The 19927-nt window shown below is 42.8% G+C and carries 25 protein-coding genes and 1 tRNA gene; 25 read left to right on the forward strand and 1 reads right to left on the reverse strand.

Annotated elements, in window-relative coordinates; all coding sequences use genetic code 11:
* The first annotated feature begins 72 nt into the window (after nt 1–72).
* From D8790_RS03290 to D8790_RS03345, 13 genes are all read left to right on the forward strand, one after another.
* On the forward strand, nt 73–1032 hold the full coding sequence (locus D8790_RS03290) for a competence protein CoiA (RefSeq protein ID WP_125387590.1): 960 nt from the start codon (nt 73–75) through the stop codon (nt 1030–1032).
* Between the two features lie 20 nt (nt 1033–1052).
* Nucleotides 1053–2855: an oligoendopeptidase F gene (pepF, locus tag D8790_RS03295; protein WP_125387591.1), complete on the forward strand. Its 1803-nt coding sequence runs from the start codon at nt 1053–1055 to the stop codon at nt 2853–2855.
* A 1-nt stretch (nt 2856) separates the two neighbouring features.
* Complete coding sequence (locus D8790_RS03300) at nt 2857–3540, forward strand: O-methyltransferase (protein WP_125387592.1); 684 nt, start codon at nt 2857–2859, stop codon at nt 3538–3540.
* A 110-nt stretch (nt 3541–3650) separates the two neighbouring features.
* A complete protein-coding gene (gene prsA, locus D8790_RS03305; RefSeq protein ID WP_125387593.1) occupies nt 3651–4727 on the forward strand; it encodes a peptidylprolyl isomerase PrsA in 1077 nt (358 codons plus the stop codon).
* Between the two features lie 138 nt (nt 4728–4865).
* Nucleotides 4866–5444, forward strand: a complete 579-nt coding sequence (locus tag D8790_RS03310) for an LURP-one-related/scramblase family protein (protein WP_179856632.1) — start codon at nt 4866–4868, stop codon at nt 5442–5444.
* 33 nt (nt 5445–5477) lie between these two features.
* Nucleotides 5478–8096 carry an alanine--tRNA ligase gene (gene alaS, locus D8790_RS03315; protein ID WP_125387594.1) on the forward strand — a complete coding sequence of 873 codons (2619 nt, stop codon included), beginning with the start codon at nt 5478–5480 and terminating at the stop codon, nt 8094–8096.
* 296 nt (nt 8097–8392) lie between these two features.
* Complete coding sequence (locus D8790_RS10815) at nt 8393–8587, forward strand: aspartyl-tRNA synthetase (protein WP_260470263.1); 195 nt, start codon at nt 8393–8395, stop codon at nt 8585–8587.
* An 11-nt stretch (nt 8588–8598) separates the two neighbouring features.
* Nucleotides 8599–8805 (forward strand): helix-turn-helix transcriptional regulator, encoded by a 207-nt coding sequence (locus tag D8790_RS03325; protein ID WP_005590740.1) that lies wholly within the window; start codon nt 8599–8601, stop codon nt 8803–8805.
* A 58-nt stretch (nt 8806–8863) separates the two neighbouring features.
* On the forward strand, nt 8864–9001 hold the full coding sequence (locus D8790_RS10480; protein WP_185761903.1) for a hypothetical protein: 138 nt from the start codon (nt 8864–8866) through the stop codon (nt 8999–9001).
* Nucleotide 9002: 1 nt separating this feature from the next.
* On the forward strand, nt 9003–9770 hold the full coding sequence (locus D8790_RS03330) for a DUF3169 family protein (protein WP_260470264.1): 768 nt from the start codon (nt 9003–9005) through the stop codon (nt 9768–9770).
* A gap of 19 nt (nt 9771–9789) precedes the next feature.
* Nucleotides 9790–10623: an ABC transporter ATP-binding protein gene (locus D8790_RS03335; RefSeq protein ID WP_125387597.1), complete on the forward strand. Its 834-nt coding sequence runs from the start codon at nt 9790–9792 to the stop codon at nt 10621–10623.
* Entirely contained in the window at nt 10616–11308 is a 693-nt protein-coding gene (locus tag D8790_RS03340) for an ABC transporter permease (protein WP_125387598.1), read from the forward strand. The genes D8790_RS03335 and D8790_RS03340 overlap by 8 nt, the downstream gene beginning before the upstream one ends.
* Nucleotides 11309–11321: 13 nt before the next feature.
* The gene (locus D8790_RS03345) at nt 11322–11882 is read left to right on the forward strand and encodes a DUF3267 domain-containing protein (protein WP_125387599.1); all 561 of its coding nucleotides are present in this window, start codon (nt 11322–11324) and stop codon (nt 11880–11882) included.
* A gap of 188 nt (nt 11883–12070) precedes the next feature.
* Here the strand turns inward: D8790_RS03345 and ald are convergent, their stop codons facing one another.
* Nucleotides 12071–13183: an alanine dehydrogenase gene (ald, locus tag D8790_RS03350; RefSeq protein WP_125387600.1), complete on the reverse strand. Its 1113-nt coding sequence runs from the start codon at nt 13181–13183 to the stop codon at nt 12071–12073.
* A 175-nt stretch (nt 13184–13358) separates the two neighbouring features.
* Here ald and D8790_RS03355 point away from each other — a divergent pair, with 175 nt between their 5' ends.
* From D8790_RS03355 to secG, 12 genes are all read left to right on the forward strand, one after another.
* Nucleotides 13359–13928, forward strand: a complete 570-nt coding sequence (locus D8790_RS03355; protein ID WP_125387601.1) for a GNAT family N-acetyltransferase — start codon at nt 13359–13361, stop codon at nt 13926–13928.
* A gap of 49 nt (nt 13929–13977) precedes the next feature.
* Nucleotides 13978–14050, forward strand: a tRNA-Thr gene (locus D8790_RS03360).
* A gap of 139 nt (nt 14051–14189) precedes the next feature.
* Nucleotides 14190–14687: an rRNA maturation RNase YbeY gene (gene ybeY, locus D8790_RS03365; RefSeq protein ID WP_125387602.1), complete on the forward strand. Its 498-nt coding sequence runs from the start codon at nt 14190–14192 to the stop codon at nt 14685–14687.
* The gene (locus D8790_RS03370; RefSeq protein WP_045499229.1) at nt 14668–15072 is read left to right on the forward strand and encodes a diacylglycerol kinase family protein; all 405 of its coding nucleotides are present in this window, start codon (nt 14668–14670) and stop codon (nt 15070–15072) included. Before ybeY ends, D8790_RS03370 begins: the two co-directional genes overlap by 20 nt.
* A 15-nt stretch (nt 15073–15087) precedes the next feature.
* Complete coding sequence (gene era / locus D8790_RS03375; RefSeq protein WP_061422545.1) at nt 15088–15987, forward strand: GTPase Era; 900 nt, start codon at nt 15088–15090, stop codon at nt 15985–15987.
* Between the two features lie 131 nt (nt 15988–16118).
* Nucleotides 16119–16610: a hypothetical protein gene (locus tag D8790_RS03380; protein WP_125387603.1), complete on the forward strand. Its 492-nt coding sequence runs from the start codon at nt 16119–16121 to the stop codon at nt 16608–16610.
* Nucleotides 16610–16819, forward strand: coding sequence for a helix-turn-helix domain-containing protein (locus tag D8790_RS03385; RefSeq protein ID WP_005590727.1), 210 nt, complete (start codon nt 16610–16612; stop codon nt 16817–16819). Before D8790_RS03380 ends, D8790_RS03385 begins: the two co-directional genes overlap by 1 nt.
* 21 nt (nt 16820–16840) lie before the next feature.
* Nucleotides 16841–17665: a DNA-formamidopyrimidine glycosylase gene (gene mutM, locus D8790_RS03390; protein ID WP_125387604.1), complete on the forward strand. Its 825-nt coding sequence runs from the start codon at nt 16841–16843 to the stop codon at nt 17663–17665.
* A 5-nt stretch (nt 17666–17670) separates the two neighbouring features.
* Nucleotides 17671–18267, forward strand: coding sequence for a dephospho-CoA kinase (gene coaE, locus D8790_RS03395; protein ID WP_125387605.1), 597 nt, complete (start codon nt 17671–17673; stop codon nt 18265–18267).
* Nucleotides 18268–18277: 10 nt separating this feature from the next.
* The gene (locus D8790_RS03400) at nt 18278–19474 is read left to right on the forward strand and encodes a multidrug efflux MFS transporter (RefSeq protein ID WP_376739451.1); all 1197 of its coding nucleotides are present in this window, start codon (nt 18278–18280) and stop codon (nt 19472–19474) included.
* On the forward strand, nt 19474–19623 hold the full coding sequence (gene rpmG / locus D8790_RS03405) for a 50S ribosomal protein L33 (protein ID WP_005590723.1): 150 nt from the start codon (nt 19474–19476) through the stop codon (nt 19621–19623). The genes D8790_RS03400 and rpmG overlap by 1 nt, the downstream gene beginning before the upstream one ends.
* Nucleotides 19624–19664: 41 nt before the next feature.
* Nucleotides 19665–19898, forward strand: coding sequence for a preprotein translocase subunit SecG (gene secG / locus D8790_RS03410; protein ID WP_005590722.1), 234 nt, complete (start codon nt 19665–19667; stop codon nt 19896–19898).
* Nucleotides 19899–19927 lie beyond the last annotated feature (29 nt).

The raw sequence follows: 19927 nt of genomic DNA on the forward strand, positions 1-19927 counted from the left end.
CACAAGCCCTCTCTTTGGTGTTTTAATTACGAATAAAGATATAAAAGATATTGTTTTGAAAGGGAGATGCTCATGTTGATTGCGAAAAGTGAAGAAGGGATTTTGCTGAATGCGATGGAAAATCAGCCTTCTCTAGGCGAACAAACCTTTTGTCCGGCCTGTTCGGGAGTGGTCCGCTTCAAAAAAGGAAGGGTCATGCGACCGCATTTTGCGCATATTTCTCTTGAAAATTGTTCATTTTATACGGAAAATGAAAGTGTGGAGCATTTGAACTTGAAAGCTGGACTTTATAGCTGGGGGAAGCAAAGCCAAGAGGTGCAGGTGGAGGCCTTTTTGCCTGAGATAAGGCAGATTGCCGACCTTTTGATAGATGGCCGTATAGCGCTGGAGGTTCAATGCAGTCCACTCAGTCAGGAAAGACTTGAGGAACGGACGCTGTCTTATCGTCAGCATGGTTATCAAGTTCTTTGGCTCTTGGGCAAGAAATTATGGTTAAAACAGTCGCTGACGAAATTGCAAAAGGACTTTCTTTATTTCAGTCAAAATATGGGCTTTCACCTTTGGGAATTGGATGAGAAAAAGCAGGAACTTCGGCTTAAATATCTCATTCACGAGGACTTGCATGGGCGTGCTCAGTACAAGGTCAAATCCTTTCCTTTTGGCCAAGGCTGCCTGTTATCAGTCTTGCGCAGCCCCTTTCAGAGGCAGGGGCTAGAAATTTATCTGGCTAGGCAGGATCCTGAAATTTGTCGCTATGTTCGTCAGCAGCTTTATTACCAGCAGCCTCGCTGGATGAAGCTCCAAGCCCAGCTCTATCAGAAAGGAGACAATCTTCTGACCAAGTCAGTAGAGGATTTTTATCCGCAGGTTCGGCCTGTTCAAGCCAGCTCCTTTTGCCAAATAACAAGAGACTTAACGCCCTATTACCAGCACTTTCATCGCTATTATCAGGCTGAAAAAAATAAGCAGCTTCAAATTATCTATCCACCGGTATTTTATGCGAGGATTTCCCCCACTTTTATGATAAAATAGAAAAGATGGAGGAAATTTCTATGGCAAAACAAAGAAATGAAATTGAAGAAAAATATACTTGGGATTTGACTACTATTTTCCCGACTGATGAAGCCTTTGAAGCAGAGTTAGCGCAGGTTTCAGAAGAAGTGAAGAAAGCAGCTAGTCTGGCTGGGCATTTGCTGGATTCAGCGGACAGTCTTTTGACAACGACAGAAATCCAGTTGGACTTGATGCGCCGGATTGAAAAGCTTTATTCTTATGCTCACATGAAGAATGACCAGGATACTCGTGTGGCCAAGTATCAAGAATATCAGGCTAAAGGTATGACTCTTTATAGCGAATTTGGTCAAAGTTTTGCCTTCTATGAGCCTGAATTTATGGCGATTACAGAAGAGCAGTACCAAGCTTTCTTGGCTGAGCAGCCAGGTTTGCAGCTGTATCAGCATTATTTTGATAAGCTTTTGAAAAAGAAAGCCCACATCCTAACCCAGCGTGAAGAGGAGCTACTGGCTGGTGCTGGTGAAATTTTTGGTGCAGCGGGCGAAACCTTTGCTATTTTGGATAATGCAGATATTGTCTTTCCGATGGTGCATGACGAAGATGGAAATGAAGTTCAGCTCAGCCACGGTAACTATATCACCTTGGTCGAGTCTAAGAACCGAGAAGTCCGTAAGGAAGCCTACGAGGCTCTCTACAGCGTCTACGAGCAGTATCAGCATACCTATGCCAAAACTCTGCAGACTAATGTCAAGGTTCACAATTACAATGCGAAAGTCCGCAAGTTTTCATCTGCCCGTGAAGCAGCCTTGTCAGCGGACTTTATTCCAGAAAGTGTTTATGATAGCCTAGTTTCGGCTGTCAATAAGCATTTGCCTCTTTTGCAGCGTTATATCGCTTTACGAGCGAAGATTCTAGGCATTTCTGATTTGAAGATGTATGATATGTACACACCTTTGTCAGAGACAGACTACAAGTTCACTTATGAGGAAGCCTTGGCTAAGTCTGAGGAAGTTTTGGCTATTCTGGGTGAGGATTATTTGAGACGAGTGAAGACAGCTTTTTCAGAGCGCTGGATTGATGTTCATGAAAATCAAGGCAAGCGCTCAGGAGCATACTCAGGTGGTTCTTATGATACCAATGCCTTTATGTTGCTTAATTGGCAGGATACACTGGACAATCTCTTTACCTTGGTGCACGAGACAGGCCACAGTATGCACTCCAGCTACACCCGTGAGACCCAACCTTATGTTTACGGAGACTATTCTATTTTCCTAGCTGAGATTGCTTCGACGACTAACGAAAACATCCTGACAGAAAAGCTCTTGGAAGAAGTAGAAGACGATGCAACCCGCTTTGCTATCCTCAATCACTTCTTGGATGGCTTTAGAGGTACGGTCTTCCGTCAAACCCAGTTTGCGGAGTTTGAGCACGCTATCCACAAGGCTGACCAAGAAGGTCAAGTTTTGACCAGCGAGTTTCTCAATGAGCTCTACGCTGACTTGAACGAGAAATACTATGGACTGAAAAAAGAAGATAATCCACAGATTCAGTACGAGTGGGCTCGGATTCCGCATTTCTACTATGATTACTATGTTTTCCAATATTCGACAGGATTTTCAGCGGCTTCTGCCTTGGCTGAAAAGATTGTCCATGGCGGTCAGGAAGACAAGGACAAGTATTTGGACTATCTCAAAGCTGGGAATTCTGACTATCCGCTCAATGTCATCAAAAAAGCAGGTGTGGATATGGAAAAAGAAGACTATCTAAATGCAGCCTTTGCAGTCTTCGAACGCCGCTTGGATGAATTTGAAGCCTTGGTAGAAAAGTTGGGACTGGCATAAGATGGTCGAGACTTATAATCAAAACTCTAATCCCAATATGCGTCGGCCAGTGGTCAAAGAAGAAATCGTTGACTTTATGAGACAGCGTCTCCAGCCAGTCACTGGCGGCCTCAAGGAACTGGAGGATTTTGCCAAAGCTGAAAATGTTCCTGTGATTCCCCATGAGACAGTGGCTTACTTCCGCCTGCTACTCGAAAGCCTGCAGCCTGAGAAGATTTTAGAAATTGGTACGGCTATTGGTTTTTCGGCTCTTTTGATGGCGGAGCATGCGCCTCAGGCTCAGATTACGACAATTGATCGTAATCCAGAGATGATTGAGCTGGCTAAGGCTAATTTTGATAAGTATGACAGTCGCCAGCAGATTACCCTGCTGGAAGGCGATGCGGTGGATCTGCTTGAGACACTGGAGGATTCCTACGACCTTGTCTTTATGGACTCAGCCAAGTCTAAGTATGTGGTCTTTCTGCCCCAAGTCTTCAAGCGCCTCAATCCTGGTGGTCTGGTCCTCATTGATGATGTCTTCCAAGGCGGCGATGTTGCCAAGCCTTTTGAGGACATTAAGCGTGGCCAACGAGCTATTTACCGTGGCTTGCATAGCCTGTTTGACGCAACTTTGGACAGTCCAGATTTGACTGCGAGCTTGCTTCCTTTAGGAGATGGGCTGCTTATGATTAGAAAAAAATAATCCCTTCACTTTTTTCTCAAATTCCAAAAATTTTTAGGAAAAATTAAGATATCAAGTTGGATTTGTGGTACAATAGACAAAGTGAATTTATTGAAGGAGTAGATGAAACAATGAAGAAAAAAATCCTTACAGGAGCAGTAACTCTCTTTTCTGTAGTGGCTTTAGCAGCATGTTCACAAACAGCAAAAGATAAAGATATTGTGACAATGAAAGGTGAGACAATCACAGTCAGTGAATTTTACGATCAAGTAAAAAATAATGGTGCCTCTCAACAAGTTTTGCTTCAAATGGCCATTAAGCAAGTTTTTGAAGAAAAGTATGGCAAAAAAGTAACGGATAAAGAGGTTGAAGAAGCCTTTGAAAAAATGAAATCTGCTTATGGTTCTGCCTTCCAAAATGTTCTTGCTCAAAGCGGAATGACAGAAGATGCCTACAGAGACCAGATCCGTGCAAATAAATTGGTTGAATACGCTGTTAAGAAAGCAGCTGAAAAAGAGTTGACAGATGACAACTACAAGGCTTTCTTTGAAACGTATACACCAGAAGTAACGGCTCAAATTATCAAGGTGGACAGTGAAGAAAAGGCTAAGGAAGTGCTTGAAAAAGCCAAGGCTGAGGGAGCAGACTTTGGTCAGTTGGCCAAGGAAAACTCAACCGACAAGGACACAAAAGATAAGGGTGGCGAGGTGAAATTTGATTCAACCTCAACAACAGTTGCGGATGCCGTTAAAAAAGCTACTTTTGCCTTAGAAGAAAATGGTGTTTCTGATGTGATTACTGTACGAGGTAAGCAGAACTATTCAGCAAGTTACTACATTGTTAAATTGGTGAAGAAAACTCAAAAATCTGCAAAATGGACAGATTACAAGAAACAACTAAAAGAGGGAATCCTGACTCAAAAACAAAACGATGCAAGCTTTATTCGTTCTGTTATTTCTAAAGAATTGAAGGAAGCGAATCTGAAAGTGAAGGATCCAGCTTTCCAAAATGTCTTTGCCCAATATGTAGAAGGAGATACTTCTAGCTCATCGTCTAAAGAAGAAAGCAAATCTCAGTCTTCTAGTTCAGAAGAAAAGAAATCACAATCTTCTAGCTCGGAAGAAGCAAAATCTAGGGCTTCAAGCTCAGAAGAAAGCAAGTCAGAAGCTGCTCATACTGAAGAAAACCCAGCTCCTGCAGCAGAATAAGCTTGACGAAAAGCCAAGAAGTCAGTATAATAAAATTATTGAGAATTGATTTTCTAGATCTCAGTTCAGAGAATTGGCGGTGCTGCGAGCCATGTGAGAGGAAAATTCATGCTACTCATGTTTCAAACTAAATAGCTAATGAGAATGACAAGTTCATTGAATGAAGGTGGTACCGCGGTTTTTCGCCCTTCAGACAAAGAGCTTGTCTTTTATCTTGACTCTGGAGGTAAAGCGATGAAGACCTATCTTGTCAAACAAAAATTGCGTCTAGGTGGCGAACGCTTTGATATCAAGGACGATCGAGGTAACATAGATTACCAAGTAGAAGGATCATTTTTCCAGATTCCGAAGAGCTTCACCATCTATGATGCCCAAGGACAGACAGTTAGCCAGATCAGCAAAACCTTTCTAACCTTCATGCCCCAGTTTGAAATCAAGCTCAGTGACGGGACTAGCTTTTATATTCGCAAGAAACTGACCTTCTTCCGTGATAAATATGAGTTTGACAATTTAGGCCTAAGGATTGAGGGCAATATCTGGGATTTAAATTTTAAATTGCTGGATGATCGAGATCAAGTCGTGGCAGAGATTACCAAGGAACTTTTCCATCTAACATCTACTTATCAGGTGACTGTCTATGATGATGCTTACTCAGATTTGGTTATTTCCCTCTGTGTCGCCATTGACTATGTGGAAATGCTGGAAAGTTCATCATAAAAAACATTAAAAAGATTTAAGGAGAAAAATAAAATGAAACAAATGTCAAGTGCTCAAATTCGCCAAATGTGGCTGGATTTCTGGGCAAGCAAAGGTCACTCTGTAGAACCATCAGTTAGCTTGGTTCCAGTAAACGACCCGACTCTTTTGTGGATTAACTCTGGGGTAGCCACTCTTAAGAAATACTTTGACGGGACCATTATCCCTGAAAATCCACGCATTACCAATGCGCAAAAAGCGATTCGTACCAACGACATTGAAAACGTAGGGAAGACTGCGCGTCACCATACCATGTTTGAAATGTTGGGGAACTTCTCTATCGGGGATTACTTCCGTGATGAAGCTATTACTTGGGCTTATGAACTCTTGACAAGCCCTGAGTGGTTTGACTTCCCAGCTGAAAAACTCTACATGACTTATTATCCAGACGATAAAGATTCTTACAACCGCTGGATTGAAGTAGGAGTGGACCCAAGTCACTTGATTCCAATTGAGGATAACTTCTGGGAAATCGGTGCGGGACCTTCTGGACCTGATACAGAGATTTTCTTTGACCGTGGAGAGGCATTTGACCCAGAAAATATTGGTATTCGCCTACTTGCAGAAGATATCGAAAACGACCGTTATATTGAAATCTGGAACATTGTTTTGTCACAATTTAACGCAGACCCTGCTGTTCCTCGTAGCGAGTACAAGGAATTGCCACACAAGAACATTGATACGGGCGCTGGTTTGGAGCGTTTGGTGGCAGTTATCCAAGGGGCTAAGACAAACTTTGAAACAGACCTCTTCATGCCAATCATTCGTGAAGTAGAGAAATTGTCTGGTAAGGTCTACGACCAAGATGGCGACAACATGAGCTTTAAGGTTATTGCAGACCATATTCGTTCTCTTTCATTCGCTATTGGTGATGGTGCCCTTCCAGGAAATGAAGGTCGTGGTTATGTCCTTCGTCGTCTTCTCCGTCGTGCTTCTATGCATGGCCAAAAATTGGGTATCAACGAGCCTTTCCTTTACAAACTAGTTCCAACAGTTGGAAAAATCATGGAAAGCTACTACCCAGAAGTCCTTGAAAAGCGTGACTTTATCGAGAAAATCGTTAAGAGCGAGGAAGAGTCATTCGCTCGTACTCTTCACTCAGGCCAACACTTTGCAGAAACCATCGTAGCTGACTTGAAAGAAAAAGGTCAAAGCGTTATCGCTGGTTCAGATGTCTTTAAACTCTACGATACATATGGCTTCCCAGTGGAATTGACAGAAGAAATCGCAGAAGAAGCAGGCATGACTGTGGACCGTGAAGGTTTTGAAGCGGCCATGAAAGAGCAGCAAGAACGTGCGCGTGCATCAGCTGTTAAGGGTGGCTCAATGGGTATGCAAAATGAAACCCTTCAAAACATAACAGTGGAAAGTGTCTTCAACTACAATGCTAGTCGATTGCCTTCTAAACTGGTGGCTATCGTAGCGGACAATGCTGAAGTAGAAGCTGTTTCAGAAGGAACTGCATCGCTTATCTTTGCAGAGACTCCATTCTATGCTGAAATGGGTGGACAAGTAGCTGACCATGGTCAAATCTTGGACGCTGCTGGAAACATCGTGGCCACTGTGAAAGATGTTCAAAAAGCACCAAATGGCCAACCGCTACATACAGTTGAAGTCCATGCTCCGCTTGCCTTGAACCAAGAATACACACTTAGCATCGACACCAATCGTCGTCTTCGTGTCATGAAAAACCACACAGCGACTCACTTGCTCCATGCAGCTCTTCACAATATCCTTGGTAACCACGCAACTCAAGCAGGTTCACTTAACGAAGTAGAATTCCTCCGTTTTGACTTTACGCACTTCCAAGCGGTGACAGCAGAGGAGCTCCGTGCCATTGAACAAGAAGTCAATGAGAAAATCTGGGAAGCGATCGCAGTCAAGACAGTTGAGACTGATATTGAGACAGCTAAAGAAATGGGAGCTATGGCCCTCTTTGGTGAGAAATACGGTAAAGAAGTTCGTGTCGTTACAATCGGTGATTACTCTGTTGAGCTTTGTGGTGGTACCCACGTTGGTAATATTTCTGAGATTGGCCTCTTCAAGATCGTCAAAGAAGAAGGGATTGGCTCAGGAACTCGCCGTATCTTGGCAGTGACTGGTAAGGAAGCCTTTGAAGCCTACCGCGAACAAGAAGACGCTCTGAAAGCAGTAGCAGCGACCTTGAAAGCACCTCAACTTAAGGAAGTACCTCATAAGGTTGAAGGACTTCAAGAGCAACTCCGTCAATTGCAAAAAGAAAATGCAGAATTGAAGGAAAAAGCCGCAGCCGCAGCTGCTGGTGATGTCTTCAAGGATGTGAAGGAAGTCAACGGCCACCGTTACATTGCTAGCCAAGTTTCTGTATCAGACGCAGGTGCCCTTCGTACCTTTGCGGATAACTGGAAACAAAAAGACTACTCTGACCTTCTTGTCTTAGTCGCAGCTATCGGTGACAAGGTCAATGTTCTCGTAGCTAGCAAGACTAAAGACCTTCATGCAGGAAACCTTGTCAAAGAATTGGCTCCAATAGTCGATGGACGTGGTGGTGGTAAACCAGACATGGCTATGGCAGGAGGAAGCAACCAAGCGAAAATTCAAGAACTCTTGGATGCAGTTGCAGATAAATTGTAGTATGCTTTTTAAGATCAGGATTCAGTCCTGGTCTTTTTTACTTCTTATTTTGTAAAGTATCTAAGTCTTTCTGACAAAAATCTTTATTTTTTTGACAAATATACTTGTCAAAAAAAAAGAATCTGTTACAATGTATTTAAGTTAAGAAGAAAAGATAAAAGGAGGGGCTAATGGAGATACTGTTTTGGTGTCTACTTCCGATATTTTCTGGTTTGTGGCTGATGTCATCCAGTGAATTGAAAAATGTAAAAAGGAAGTTGAAACGTTTAGAGAGAAATAAGGAAAGGAGTGGAGAAATGTCACGTTTTTTTAAAGAAATGATTGGGAAAACCCCGATCATCATCGGTGAAGTTTTTGGGACAGATTGCTGGGTGATTGTTGATGCCGATGACGATTGGGTTAAGTTGAGTAAGACCAATAAAAAAGGTCAAACAAAAATTAAGCTCATGCGTATTGACGATATCAAATCTGTTGAACTAAAAGAAGACTGAGAGGTGTTGTCATGAAGCTGAAAAATCGACTCAAAGAGCTGAGGGCTAGAGACGGGCTGAATCAAACTGACTTAGCCAAGAAAGCCGGCGTGTCACGGCAGACGATTAGCTTGCTGGAGCGGGATGAATACACGCCCTCCGTGGTCATTGCTCTCAAAATTGCTCAGATTTTCAACGAAAGTGTCGAAAATGTCTTTCGCCTAGTGGAGGAAGAGTAGGTAGACAAAAGAGATGGAGCGGATACAATAATGTCCTAGTTATTATATTTATAGTTTTTTGGTCCATTTTGTTGTGATTATCTTGGGTGATGTGCACATGCTGTCTTGGCAGCCACTACTTGATTTGCCTCTGATGATTTGTATGTATGCCGTTGTTATGGCTGAAATGGATGCTGAGAAAAAGAAGGAGAATTAGAATGAAAGAAAAAAGAATGAAATCAACTCGATACCGTTTTTGGAGAAATGTTGTGTTTATTGCTGTGGGAGGTGTAGTGGGTTTTATCGCTGGCTCTCTGGTCGGTTACTATGACTTAGCAGTCGAGATTGATTTTAGCCGGTTTATCAGCCTGAAGGCAGTGCAAGATATCATGATAGTAGCCATATTTCTGCTTTTTCTAGGAACGCTTTACTATCTTCACATCAGCCGGGAAAGTATGTCACGATTGGAGAAGATGGAAGATGACGAGGAGATAGAATCATTAGAACAAGCGGGGAACCGAGCTTATGCTTTAGCTGGCATTTTAACAAATTTAATGCAGATTCCCTTTATGTTTTATGCGGCTACTGGCTTTGCAGAGGGAATCCGTCACACAGATTTTAATATTCTGCTAGCCTTTGGTAAACTTTTCTTCTTGATTCTTTTGATAACTGTAGCTAGCATTTTAGTTCGAAAAGGATTTAAAACGGTGAATGGAGAAGAGCTACCTCGCTATAGCAATGTCAGGGAAACCAGAGATTTCTTAATGGATAAAATGGATGAGGCAGAAAAACAGATTAATTATGAAGAAAATTTTGAATTAGTCATGAAACTAGTGAGCTTTATCTTTCCTAGTATCTATATTGGGCTGATACTGCTAAATTTCCTATTCCAAGTGGATACGATTTTGGCTTGGATTGCGGTATCGGTCATCTATCTTTATGTTACTGTCAGCCAGTACAAAATCGTTAAACGTTATTATAAGTAAGAAAGTGAGAAGAGGCCTTATGTCACAAGTGATTCAAGTAGAGAATATTTCTAAAAGTTTTGGAGATAAAAAAGCTTTAGAACGGATTAATTTTCATATCGATCAAGGAGAAATTTTCGGATTTTTAGGACCATCTGGATCGGGAAAAACAACCTTAATTAATATCCTGACAGGCCAGCTTGATGCCGACAATGGTCAAAGTAAAATCCTTGGTAAAGCTTCAGATGCTATTAATGCTCAAGATTTGGTGAAAATTGGCCTAGTATCTGATACAAGTGGCTTTTATGAAAAGATGACTCTCTATAAAAATCTGCAGATATATGCGAAATTATACGATTTAAAAAATGAACGGATAGATGAAGTTTTAGAGCAGGTTGGTCTGTTAGAAAGCAAAAATATTGTAGCAGAGAAACTTTCGACAGGTATGAAGCAGCGGATGTTTCTAGCCCGAGCTCTTTTAAATAATCCTGAGGTCTTATTCTTGGATGAACCAACGAGTGGACTTGATCCCCGTACTTCCAAGGTGATTCATGAGCTTTTGCTTGAGCTGAAGAAAAAGGGAACAACCATTTTTCTGACGACGCATGATATGTATGAAGCGAGTGCCCTTTGTGATCGACTGGCCTTGCTAAATAAGGGAGTATTAGTAGAATATGGCAAGCCGAAAGCTATTATTCAAAAATATAACGCAGCCAAGAAAGTTAAAATTAGCTATGAAAATGGAGAAACCGAGCAAATTTCATTCTCAGAATTGGCTACAAAAGACCTAAAATTAGCTATTACAGTACATTCTTGCGAACCTACATTAGAAGAAATCTTTATTCAATTAACAGGAGAAAAATTAGATGTATAAAAAAATTAAAGCTCTCACATGGCTGCGTACTCAGATTTTATTGACAAACTCTTCTTTGCTTATGTCCGTCCTGCTGCCCTTTGGCCTCCTCTTTTTGTACAATATGATTTTAAATAAGGATGGCAACGCAGGTCAAGGACTATTGAAAATGATCCTGCCTATGACCTTTGCTATGAGTGGCGGCTACATGGTGTCTATTATGATGGCAGAGGACAAGGAAAAGCGCAATCTAAAAACCTTGATGTTGAGTGGAGTTCGTTCTGGCGAATACCTCCTATCCATGTTGGTTTATCCCTTCCTATTTACAGTCTTTGCCTTAATTTTTTTCCCATATTATTTGCATGTAGACCTATCTGGCAAATGGCCTATCTATCTTTTGATCAATCTCTTCATTATTGTTATTATCCTTTTAATCAATCTTTTTATTGGTGGTATTTCTAAGACACAATCACAAGCTCAGGTTTATAGTTTATTTCCGCTGTTGCTGATCAGTTTCGTGCCTCTATTTGCTAGTTTTGATAAAACAATACAGCATATTTTACGGTTTACTTTTATGAATCCATTTATCAACTTCTTTGAAACAGGAGACTATTCATTTAAAATTGAAGATTTCTCTAATTTGGTGATTTGGCTTCTTATTTTTATCAGTGCAAGCACCTATGTCTTGAGTAAAGGTCGAAAATGATGGAGGAGCTTTTATGAAACTCATTAAAAAAATCAACTTTATGGAAGAAAAGAAATATGTAATCGGTCTAAATGTAGCAGGGCTCTTACTGATTTTTCCTTTCTCCATGCTTTTTGCGAAATTGACCCAGCTAATCTTCCGAGCCGATCATTATGATTTTTCGGGTCTAGATCTTGCCTATTTGTTAGTTTTTACCTTTATCCTTATCGTCATCCATGAGTACATTCACGGTTTCTTCTTCAAGTTTTTTGGTAAAGGGAAGGCCAAGGTCAAGTTTGGTTTTAAAAATGGGATGGCCTATGCGACTAGTCCAGGAACCTTCTACCATCGTAAGGACTTCTTGGTCATTGGTTTGGCTCCCTTTGTTTTGATTAGCCTGCTTCTGACCCTATTGGCCATGCTGGGCTTGCTCAGTTCAACTCTCTACATGCCTCTAGCTAGTATTCATGCTGCGGGCTGTGTTGGTGACTTTTACATCGCTTTGCTGCTGTTGGGCCAGACTGATGATATTCTGGTCGAGGATACTGAGGTTGGGATGAACTTTTACCAGAAAGAAGAGCCTAGTCAGGTTTAGAAATCACTTGTGTTAGATACTTCTTGTAAAATGTCTATTAAAGAGTAATATACTTGATAATTTAAAGATGTGGAGCAATGTTGATCTTGTCTAAATGGATGGCAGCGTGATACTAATTTCAAATTTAAAACAAATGAAACCCGAAGGACTAGAAGTTCCTTCGGGTTTTGTATATAAGAGAAAAATGCTTAGACAAGTTCGTCAATAGAAGTGTAATCGAGATTCAAGCCTTCTGCAACTGGTCGGCTAGTGATGTGACCGTGATAGGTTGTGACACCTTCACGCAATCCAGCATCGTCTGCAATAGCTTGTCTGAAGCCTTTGCCAGCCAGCGCTTCGATATAAGGAAGGGTGACATTGGTCAGGGCGATGGTAGAAGTGCGAGCCACGGCACCAGGGATATTGGCTACCGCATAGTGGAGAACACCGTGTTTCTCATAGACTGGCTCATCGTGGGTTGTCACGCGATCAGCAGTCTCGATAACACCACCTTGGTCAACGGCCACGTCAACAATGACAGAACCAGGGCGCATTTGCTTCACCATATCGTCAGTTACCAGTTTTGGTGCTTTAGCACCAGGAATGAGCACAGCTCCAATCACGACATCTGCTTCGCGGACGCTTGCCTCGATGTTAAATGGATTGGACATGAGAGTTTGAATTTGGTTGCCAAAGACTTCTTCTAGCACAGATAGACGTTTGGCGCTAATATCGAGAATCGTAACTTGAGCGCCTAGTCCCAGAGCGATACGGGCTGCATGAGTTCCTACAACACCGCCTCCGATAATGGAAACTTTACCTTTTGGCACTCCGGGTACACCGCCAAGGAGAACGCCAGAGCCGCCTGTCTGCTTGGTTAGGAAATGAGCTCCGATTTGGACTGCCATACGGCCAGCAACCTCACTCATAGGTACTAAGAGTGGTAGTTGTCCTTGTCCGTCACGTACAGTCTCGTAAGCTACCCCGGTAGTTTTGGCAGTTACCATAGCTTGGGCTAATTCGGGAGCAGCGGCCATGTGCAGGTAAGTGAAGAGTAGAAGGTCATCACGCAAGAATTGGTATTCAGCTTCCAGCGGTTCTTTAACCTTAACAACCAACTCAGCTGCCCAGGCTTCAGCAGCAGTAGCAACGATTTTTGCACCTTGCTTTTCATAGTCTGCATCTGCAAAGCCAGATCCAAGTCCAGCATTTGTTTCGATCAGCACCTGATGGCCTTTTCCTACAAGACTGTGTACACCAGCTGGTGTCAGGGCAACGCGATTTTCATTGTTTTTAATTTCTCTTGGAATTCCGATTAACATAGAGCTTTACTCCTTTTTCTAACGCTAGGATCTCCGAATACAGGACTACAAAGGGACCTAGGCCAATTATTGTGATGTTTTCATTTTAAAGGAAACTGGCGCAAAAAGCAAGAAAAAAAGGATTGTTTTAGACAGAGAATTATGCTATTCTAATAAGAAAAATTAGGAGGAAGAGATGGAAAATATCTATGTTAAGCTGAGCCAGCATTCCAGAATTGAGACGGAACGATTGATCTTGCGTCCAGTGACTTTGGATGACGCTCCAGCCATGTTTGAATATGCTTCAGACGAGGAGAATGTTCGCTATACCTTTGCGACCAACAAAACTCTAGAGGAAACCCGCAATAATATCGCCCTGTTTTATCTAGCTAGTCCTTTGGGTCGCTGGGGCATTGAGTTGAAGGAGACTGGCGACTTTATCGGGACAATTGACCTGCATAAGATCCGCTTGGATTTGAAAACGGCAGCTATCGGCTATGTGATCCATAAAAAATACTGGAATCAGGGTTACACGACTGAGGCCACTCGGGCAGTGCTTGAGCTGGCTTTTGAAGAAATCGGCATGAACAAATTGGTGGCCCTACACGATATCGACAATCCTGCCTCTGGTCGCGTCATGCAAAAGTCAGGCATGATCTTTTCGCACGAAGAGCCTTACGCAGCCTTGGACAAGCATGAGGAGGGACGCATCGTGACGCGGCTGCATTACTATCTGACCAGAGAACAATATTTCGCAAAAAAGTGAGAAAGAATATTGACAAGTGCCTATCTACATGATATAGTAGATAGGTAATGCTGATTTAGCTCAGTAGGCAGAGCGCATCCATGGTAAGGATGAGGTCGCCGGTTCGATCCCGGCAATTAGCACTAGATAAAGAGGTTGAGATTTTCTCAGCCTTTTTTGGTTTTAAATCAGGATTTCTCCTCGTTTAAATGCAATGCTTGTGGCTCTCATAGGCGCCCAAATATGATATAATAGAAGTAATATTAGCAAGGCAGGTAAAATATGTATATCGAAATGGTGGATGAAACCGGTCAGGTTTCTCAAGAAATCATCAAGCAGACGCAGGAAATCTTGGAGTTTGCGGCTCAGAAAACGGGCAAAGAAAATAAGGAAATGGCTGTAACCTTTGTGACCAATGAACGTAGCCATGAACTAAACTTGGAATACCGAGACACAGATCGGCCGACGGATGTCATCAGCTTGGAATACAAGCCAGAGCTGGATATTGCCTTTGATGAGGAAGATTTGGCAGAAAATCCTGAGCTGGCTGAGATGCTGGAGGACTTTGACGCCTATATCGGCGAGCTCTTCATTTCGGTGGACAAGGCGCGGGAGCAGGCGGAAGAATATGGCCACAGCTTTGAGCGAGAGATGGGCTTTTTGGCGGTGCATGGTTTTCTGCATATCAATGGCTTTGACCATTATACGCCAGAAGAAGAAGCAGAAATGTTTGGCTTACAGGAAGAAATTTTGACAGCTTATGGACTTACAAGACAATAAAAATAACAAGCGCAAGTGGAAAAATCGAGATGTCATATCAAGTTTGGAGTTTGCTCTGACGGGGATTTTCACAGCTTTTAAGGAAGAAAAGAATATGCGGAGCCATGTTCTTTCAGCTGTAGCTGCCATCATTGCAGGTTTGATTTTTCGGATTTCAGCGACGGAGTGGCTGTTCTTGCTGCTGAGTATCTTTTTGGTGATCGCTTTTGAAATCATGAATTCAGCTGTTGAAAATGTTGTGGATCTGGCTAGTGATTATCACTTTTCTATGCGGGCAAAGAATGCCAAGGATATGGCAGCTGGTGCAGTTTTGGTGGTTTCTGGTTTTGCAGTTATCACAGGTTTGATTATCTTTCTGCCAAAACTGTGGGATATTATTTTTTAGAGAAGGAATAGAACAATGACTTTTAAATCAGGCTTTGTAGCCATTTTAGGCCGACCAAATGTCGGCAAATCAACTTTTTTGAATCATGTCATGGGGCAAAAGATTGCCATCATGAGTGACAAGGCTCAGACGACCCGCAATAAGATCATGGGCATTTATACGACGGATAAGGAGCAGATTGTCTTTATCGACACGCCGGGAATCCACAAGCCTAAGACGGCTTTAGGCGATTTCATGGTGGAAGCAGCTTACAGTACGCTGCGTGAGGTGGACACGGTTCTCTTCATGGTACCGGCAGATGAGCCGCGTGGCAAGGGCGATGACATGATTATCGAACGCCTGAAAGCGGCTAAGGTGCCAGTGATCTTGGTGGTCAATAAGATTGATAAAGTCCATCCGGATCAGCTCTTGGCGCAAATTGATGATTTCCGTCAGCAGATGGACTTCAAAGAAATCGTTCCGATTTCGGCTCTGCAGGGCAACAATGTTTCCCGTTTAATTGACATCCTTAGTGAAAATCTAGAGGAAGGTTTCCAATATTTCCCAGAAGATCAGATTACCGACCATCCAGAGCGCTTCTTGGTTTCAGAAATGATCCGCGAAAAGGTTCTACACCTGACTCGTGAAGAAATTCCCCATTCAGTTGCGGTAGTTGTTGACAGCATGAAGCGAGACGAGGAGACGGACAAGGTCCATATCCGAGCGACGATCATGGTCGAGCGTGACAGCCAAAAGGGCATTATCATCGGTAAAGGTGGCTCCATGCTCAAGAAAATCGGTTCTATGGCTCGCCGCGATATTGAGCTCATGCTGGGAGATAAGGTCTTCCTTGAAACTTGGGTCAAGGTCAAGAAAAACTGGCGGGACAAGAAGCTGGACTTGGCGGACTTTGGCTATAATGAGAAGGAATATTAAAAGAGAATTGGTTTTAAACCAATTTTCTTAGTTTTAGAATTATCGTTTTACAATATTTCTTGACCGAATTGAATTATTGTTTTATAATAATTATAAGAATGAATTATCGTAAAACAATAAGGAGGCAAGCTATGAAAATGCAAATTCTGAAGCAAGTGATAACCACAATTACCTTCTTGGTACAAGTATTTTGTGCCTTCTGGTTTTTAGCTAGAGGTTTTGTAGGCATTATCTTGATGATTTATAACTGGCAATCAACTGCTACTCCACTTGGAGAGTTATTGAGGTTATCTTATGAGATGATCTGGTTGGGGTTGCTTCCTATTTTGCTTTTTGGACTGATTCGACGATTTTTACACAGCATGATAAACCATCAACTTTTTACGGATGAAAGTTATAGGCTTAGCAAATACATGTTGATTTTAGTCACTTGTTTACCTATTGGAAGTGTCATATGGGATATTTTTATCGGACAAAAATCTATACAGACTTGGCTAGAGCTTGTAGATAATATATTTCTTCCCTATATGAATAGTCTGGCTTTGGTAATTGTCCTAGGAGTTTTGCATCTTGTCATAAAAAACGGGAAGACAATTCAAGAAGATGTAGATGGTTTTGTGTAATGGGAAAAATCAAGGTTAATCTAGATAAAGTGTTGGAAGAAAAGGGTCTGACCTCGAAAGAATTGGCGACAATTATTGGTATTACACAAGCAAATTTGTCTATTCTCAAAACAGGTAAGGCTAAAGGTATTCGCTTTGCAACCTTGTTGGCTATTTGTGAAACGCTAGATTGTCAGCCTGCTGATATTTTAGAGTATATTTCTGACTAAAAGAAGATAGAAAGGAACTTTATGCCTGAATTACCTGAAGTGGAAACGGTTCGGCGTGGTTTGGAGCGTCTGGTTGTTGGCAAGACGATTGGGCAGGTGCAGGTCCGCTATGCTAAGATGATTGGTACGGGAGTGGATGGCTTCATTCATGATTTGCCAGGTCAGACCATTGAAAAGATCGGCCGTCGGGGCAAGTATTTGCTCTTTTACCTGACAGGCGGGGTGCTGGTTTCCCATCTGCGAATGGAAGGCAAGTATCTTTTTTATGCTGATGCGGTGCCTGAGCGCAAGCATGCCCATGTTTTTTTCCAGATGACAGATGGTGGAACGCTTGTTTATGAGGATGTCCGCAAGTTTGGGACCATGGAGCTCTTGAGAAAGAATCAGCTGGAGGCTTATTTTGCTGCCAGAAAACTTGGTCCTGAGCCGACAGAGGCGGACTTTCTTTTGGCGCCTTTTGCCGCAGCTTTGAGTCGCTCCAAGAAGCCTATCAAACCCTATTTGCTAGAGCAGACCTTGGTTGTTGGTCTGGGCAATATCTATGTAGATGAGGCGCTTTGGCGGGCGCGGATTCATCCGACAAGGCCAGCAGATAGTCTAAAGCCTGCTGAAGTCAAGCGACTGCGTGAGCAGATTATTGAAGTTTTGCAGCTTGGGATTGAGAAGAGGGGCTCGACCATTCGGACCTACCGCAATGCTTTGGGCGAAGATGGCACGATGCAAGATTTTCTGCAGGTCTATGGAAAGACCGGTCAACCCTGTGCTAGATGCGGCAGCCCGATTGAAAAAATTAAGCTGGGTGGACGCGGTACTCATCTCTGTCCTCACTGCCAGAAAGCGAGGTAGCTGTTGTGGTAAGAATTATTGGTATCACTGGTGGCATTGCCTCGGGTAAGTCAACTGTGACAGAGTTTTTGCGGCAGCAAGGCTATCAAGTCATCGATGCGGATCAAGTGGTACATGAGCTGCAGGAGCCGGGAGGACGACTGTATCAAGCTCTTTTATCCACTTTTGGCTCAGCTATTTTACAGGAAGATGGCCGCTTGGATCGACCCAAGCTGGGAGCCATGATTTTTGGGAATCCCGAACTCTTGGCCCAATCTAGCCAGCTTCAGAACGAAATTATTCGAGAGGAGTTGGCTCACAGGCGTGACCTACTAGCAGAGACAGAAGCTGTCTTTTTCATGGATCTTCCCTTGTTGTTTGAGTTAGAATATGATAACTGGTTTGACCAAATCTGGCTGGTGGATGTGACGGAGGAAACTCAGCTCAGTCGTCTTATGGCGCGAAATGCTCTCAGTCAGGAAGAGGCAGAAAAACGCATAGCAGCTCAGCTATCTCTCCAAGAAAAGCGAAAGAGAGCAGACGTGCTGATTGACAATGATGCCTCGCTTGAGGGAACAAGACAGCAGCTTCGCGATGCTTTGCAGAAATTAGAAAGAAGATGATTCTATCACGATACAAGTAAATTGGAAACATAATCTGAAAATCGCCTGGTTTGGGAATTTCCTGACAGGTGCCAGTATTTCTCTGGTCACTCCTTTCATGCCCCTATTTGTGGAGCAGCTAGGAGCGCGTGGTCATGAGGTGGAGTATTATGCTGGTCTTGGCATTGCTCTTTCGGCTGTTTCGGCAGCCTTTTTATCCCCTGTCTGGGGTAGTTTGGCTGATCGCTATGGCCGTAAACCTATGATGATTCGGGCAGCTACGGCTATGGTCTTTACCATGGGCGGCATTGCCTTTGTGCCTAATATTTTTTGGCTCTTGGTCTTGCGCTTTCTCAACGGCGTTTTTGCGGGCTATGTGCCCAATAGCACGGCCTTGATTGCTAGTCAGGCTCCTAAGGACAAGACGGGCTATGCGCTGGGAACTTTGGCAACAGGTGTCGTTGCGGGCAATCTCATGGGACCCTTGATTGGTGGAGTGATTGCTGAAGTCTTTGGCATCCGCAATGTCTTTCTACTGATTGGCTTTTTCTTTCTGATTGCGACCCTGATGACGGCTGCTTTCATCCGAGAAGATTTTAGGCCAGTCACCAAGGAAGAGGAGATTGGCTTTGGGGAACTCATTCGCCAGATTAGATATCCCAAGCTATTGCTAACTCTTTTTCTGACTAGCTTTGTTATCCAGTTTGCAGCCCAGTCTATTGGCCCAATTCTTTCCCTTTATATTCGGGAGTTAGGCCAAACGGACAATTTAATTTTTGTATCTGGCCTGATTGTTTCGAGTATGGGACTGTCTAGTATGCTAAGCTCAAGTATTTTAGGCCGTATGGGAGATCGCATAGGCAATCATCGCCTGCTGGTCTTAGCTCAGTTTTATTCCATTATCATTTACCTGCTCTGTGCTCATGCAGGCACCCCACTCCAACTCGGTTTTTACCGATTCTTGTTTGGTTTAGGGACCGGAGCCTTGGTGCCGGGGGTCAATGCTCTATTGAGCAAAATCACGCCTAAGTTTGGGATTTCTCGAATCTTTAGCTACAACCAGATTTTCTTTTATCTGGGTGGTGTCATCGGCCCCATGTCAGGCTCGGCTATTGCAGCGACAGCAGGCTATCATTCAGTTTTTTATGCTACAGCAGGCTTAGTGGGACTGAGTCTCCTTAGCAACCTTTTTTGTTTTGGAAATTTATTGAAAAAGAAGGAAATCTAGTGCGCGTTAAAATTCATTTGAAATGCTCCAGTTGCGGCAGTCAGAATTATCTGACCAGTAAGAATAGTAAGACTCATCCTGATAAGATTGAGGTATTGAAGTACTGCCCCAAGGAAAGAAAAGTAACCTTACATCTTGAATCTAAGTAGATTTTATGGTAAAATAGAAAGGATTTTAAGGAGTTTTATTTATGTATAGCCTATTATTAACGATTTTAGTCATTTTATCAGGTTTTATTGTCATTGCTATTTTCATGCAACCAACTAAAAACCAATCTAGTAACGTGTTTGATTCGAGTGCCAACGACCTTTTTGAGCGGTCTAAAGCACGTGGATTTGAAGCTGTGATGCAGCGTCTGACAGGATTTTTGATCTTCGTCTGGTTACTGATTGCCTTGATATTGGCAGTATTATCTAGTAAATAAAATGGGCTCTGACTTTGTCTTGGCCTTTT

The sequence above is a fragment of the Streptococcus cristatus genome, assembly GCF_003943535.1.
GTDB lineage: Bacteria > Bacillota > Bacilli > Lactobacillales > Streptococcaceae > Streptococcus > Streptococcus cristatus_L.